This window comes from Gordonibacter sp. (assembly GCF_036667095.1).
GTDB lineage: Bacteria > Actinomycetota > Coriobacteriia > Coriobacteriales > Eggerthellaceae > Gordonibacter.
In genome coordinates this window covers 1-3,993 of the sequence record NZ_JAVWUP010000206.1, presented here as the reverse complement: position 1 = coordinate 3,993, position 3,993 = coordinate 1, and the positions used below count along the sequence as shown (strand labels likewise).

Annotated in this window: 4 protein-coding genes; all 4 read left to right on the top strand. The window is 59.6% G+C overall.

All coding sequences use genetic code 11. The features are described 5' to 3' along the window. Nucleotides 1-122 precede the first annotated feature (122 nt). A complete protein-coding gene (locus RR842_RS12480; protein WP_332521339.1) occupies nt 123-1,004 on the top strand; it encodes an enoyl-CoA hydratase/isomerase family protein in 882 nt (293 codons plus the stop codon). A gap of 182 nt (nt 1,005-1,186) precedes the next feature. Beyond that, nucleotides 1,187-2,452 (top strand): MFS transporter, encoded by a 1,266-nt coding sequence (locus RR842_RS12475; protein ID WP_332729947.1) that lies wholly within the window; start codon nt 1,187-1,189, stop codon nt 2,450-2,452. A 114-nt stretch (nt 2,453-2,566) separates the two neighbouring features. Next, nucleotides 2,567-3,517 (top strand): LysR family transcriptional regulator, encoded by a 951-nt coding sequence (locus tag RR842_RS12470; RefSeq protein WP_332729946.1) that lies wholly within the window; start codon nt 2,567-2,569, stop codon nt 3,515-3,517. 260 nt (nt 3,518-3,777) lie between these two features. Next, nucleotides 3,778-3,993: hypothetical protein (locus RR842_RS12465; RefSeq protein WP_332729944.1), on the top strand; the 216-nt coding region annotated here is incomplete at its 3' end.

Sequence of the window (3,993 nt, the reverse complement as noted above, 5' to 3'; positions counted from 1 at the left end):
CCGCTTCGGACAAAACCAGGATTCCTGTCCGTGTACGGTTCCTCTCCCTGTCCGTAATCTGTGATTCAAGCGATCCCGGATGCTCAGAGTCTCCGGGACGGTCCCGTTTACGAGGAGGAATCATGGGTTTTTATCAAGATAAGTACTGCGTGCCCGAGTTTACCTACGATACGTACGAGAAGATCACCATTACCAAGGACGGCCCGGTCTATATCTGCTCGTTCAACGATCCGGGGAACCTGAACGCCATGTCGTACGCCCAGATGGCCGAATTCAACGAGTTCCTCATCAAAGTGCGTATGGACCATGAGTGCCGCGTCATCGTGCTCACGGGCGAGGGCCGTGCGTTCTGCGCCGGGTTCAACCTGAACGATTTGGCTATGGAGCACCCCGACGATATGGGTGACGTGCAGACGATGTACTACCTCATGCAGCGCATGTGCTCCGACCAGGTGGTGTACATGCACCGCTGCGAGCAGCCCATCATCGGCGCGCTCAAGGGCTACGCGGTGGGCGGCGGCATGTCGCTGTCCTGCGCTTGCGACATGCGCATCTTGGGCGAGAGCTTCAAGATGAACGCCGGCTACCTGGCCATCGGCTACACCGGCACCGATATGTCAGGCTCGTTCTACCTGCCGAAGATCGTCGGCTACGAGAGGGCGTTTCGCATCATGTCCTCGCCCGACCGCTGGGATGCCGCCACGCTGCACAGCTGGGGCTTTGGCCTGGAGGTGGTGCCCGACGACGAGGTGGTCGACAAGGCCGTGGCGCTCGCGCACCATATGTGCGACACCACCGCCCCCATGGCGCTGCGGCTCACAAAGGAGTCCATACATGCCGCCGTGGACGGCACGAGCTTCGAGACGCAGGTGAAGATGGAGAACCGCAACCAGGTGTTGGGGGCGGTATCCCAGGATGGCGTGATCGGCCGCGCCAAGATGAACCCGAAGAACAAGCAGGATGTGAAGGACAACCCCGAGAAGTACCAGTTCAAAAACCTCTAACTCCGCCGCGCGCGAGCGCTGGCACCCCACCCTGCGGACCCGGACGCCCGCTCAAGCGTCCGGGTCCGTCTCTCGTTTATCTATTCCGGTATTCGTCGCAGGCGCTGTGCGACGGCACGCTCGTCGTGTTTTAGGGGACGGCCGTTTTGCAGGCACCCGCGACCACTCGCAAGGAGGCTCGCGTGGCTGCTCAAACAAGAGAAAAACTTTCGACGCGCCATCTGCTCGTCGTGCTCACCGGCATCATGATCACGTTCGGCTGTTCGGCACTCTGCTTTTCCACTTGGGGGTTGTTCCAGCCGGTTGTCTCGGAGGCGCTCGGCATTCCTACCACTTCGTTTGCGCTCTATGTCACCATCATGTACCTGACTATGACCGTTGCCTCCCCCTTTGCCGGCAAGCTGCTGCAGAGGGTGGACGTGCGCATTATCCTGAGCGTCTCCGCGTGCTGCGTAAGTGCTGCGTTTCTTGTCATGGGGCTTTCCACTAGCATCTACCTGTTCTACGCAGCTGGCGTGCTGTTGGGATTGGGCGAGATATCGATCCTTTGGTTGGCTATTCCTGTACTGGTGAACAACTGGTTCTACGAACGCGCCGGGTTCTTCATCGGGTTGTGCATGGCGTTCACCGGCATCGGGGGAGCGCTGTGGTCCGTGGTGTTCACGGCTTTGAAGTCCAGCGGCATGGACTTCCATCAGATATATCTCATCTGGGCTGCTATCGCGCTGATCACGGCGTTGCCGTTCACGCTGTTCTGCGTACGTACGCGCCCTGAAGACTGCGGACTCGCCCCCTACGGAGCCACTGTGGTCGACGGCAAGGCGGCCGCGAAGCCCCAGGGACTGTCGGCGAAGACGGCCATGAAGTCCTCCGCATTCTACCTGGTGTGCCTCTGCGCGGGCATCATCAACATCGCAAACCTCATAGCCATGCAGTTCCCCACGTACACGAAGTCGCTCTCGGGCGTCGCGTTCGACGTGCTGGTGGTGGGCGGCGTCATGTCGACGGTCATGATGGTGGGGCAGGCGCTGTTCAAGATCGTGCTGGGCGCAGCTGTCGACAAGAGCGTGAAGGGGGCTCTCGTGTTTGCGTTCGCGTCGGGTGTCGTGGGCATCTTCCTCTGCTGGTTCGGCGTGGGGACGGAATTCGCACTGTATGCGGGCGCCTTCATCTTCGGAGCGTTCTACGCCACGGCAGTCGTGCTTGTCCCCGCGCTCACGCGGGCTGTTTTCGGCACGCGCGAGTATCCCGTCATCTACTCGCGTATCTCCACCGTGTTCAACCTTATCGGAGCTTTTGCATCCATGATCTGGGCGTGGGTGGGTTCGTCCTACGGGTTCTCCGCCGTGTTCTCGGTGGGCCTGGTCATGCTGGTGGTCGTGCTGGTCTCGGGCTTGGCTGCGCTTGCGATAGGGAATAAGAATTTGCGCGCGCTCTGGACGGAATAGCCTTAATCGGCACAGAATCGGGCTTATGGCCGTGGTGCGCGTCTCAAAGTGCTTCTATTATGAAGCGAGAAGGGGCTCCTTGCGAGGCGCCGCTGCGGCATGCGAGGAGGTTACATGAACAGCTCCGCTTCCATTTCGCTCTCCCAGCTCTACAACTTCAAGAAGCTGTCCGAGTTGCAGCATATGACCCGTGCGGCCAAGGAGCTCTACATCACGCAGCCCACGCTGAGCCTGTCTATCAAAGCCCTCGAGCACGAGCTGGGCGTGCCGCTGTTCTATCGCGAAGGCCGCCAGATCAGACCCACGAAGCACGGGCGGGAGTTCTACGACAAGATATCCTCGGTGCTCGACGAGCTCGATGCGGGCATCGCGGCTGTCCGTTCGCATGGCGCGCCGTCGGGCGGTTCGCTCAGCATCGGCACCATCCCCACCATCCAGCACGACTTCCTGCCTGCCTTACTGCAGCAGTTTTGGGAAGAGTACGGCTACGATGTGCGCATGGGCTTTACGGTTGAGTTCTCGCTGCCGTTGACCAACGCGCTCAAGGCGCAGGAATACGACTTGATCTTCGCTTCGAAGGCCGACAACGAGCCGGGCATTAGCTATCTGCCCATGCTCACGAAGCGTCTGGTGTTGGTGGTCCACGAGCAGCATCGCTTTGCCAAGCGCGACAGCGTCAGGCTCTCCGAACTGTCTGACCTGCCGTTCGCCAGCTATCGGCCGGGAACGCCGCTTGGCAACGAGATGCGTCGGCTGTTCGATGCGCACGGCATCGAGCCCTCGATCGACTACGATGACGAATTTAACTTGACGATCGTTATCGTTTCGAACCATCAGGTGCCGGGCATCATGCTCGACACGTTCGCTATCGAGCGGTTCGACCATGTACGCAAGATCCCCCTTGAGGACGTACCCGACGACTTCCACATCATCTACCTGGCGTACGACAAGCGCATTTTCCGCAGTAGGATCGTGGACAGCTTCATTGAGACAGCGCTGCGCTTCTCGCCGCTTGCGCGCAAGGCAGCGGTGCAGGCGGGCGAGAGCGCTTTGAGCGCATCGTAGCTGACGGCTGCAGGGAGGCTTGCCAAGTGTAATTCGGTGACCGTCTGCCCTTATGCCAAGATTACCCTCTGTGCGAAAGGTTCTGGAAAACGTCTATCTGCGGCAAACGATTCGTTGGCGCGAAGCGTCACGATTATCCCTACGTAAACGTGGTTCGGCGGGGGTGTGATGGAAAATGGCGCCCAATGGCCGCTTTGGTAAGATTTCGGACGTGACCCTCTCTTCAATTTCAGTAAAATGCCAGGTCGCGGATTTGCGACTTGACTCCTTTTGCCGGAAAGTTTGCCAAAGCGGTTCTTGGCCGCCATTTTGTCATCGTTTGCGGTTACTCCAGAGTTGACCTGTGTGTGAGACGCCTTGGGGAGGTGTTTGCCGAAGGTGGGCTCGGCGGCGGTTCCTATCGGGACGAGCGGGGCGCTGCCGATATTAGCGAAACAGAAGAATCTTCGCGTTGTTGGGCAGCCCTGGTTGCGTTG

Excerpts from the sequence above, each read along its gene's own strand:
- RR842_RS12480 (WP_332521339.1), top strand. The coding sequence starts at position 123 with ATGGGTTTTTATCAAGATAAGTACTGCGTGCCCGAGTTTACCTACGAT.
- RR842_RS12470 (WP_332729946.1), top strand. The coding sequence starts at position 2,567 with ATGAACAGCTCCGCTTCCATTTCGCTCTCCCAGCTCTACAACTTCAAG.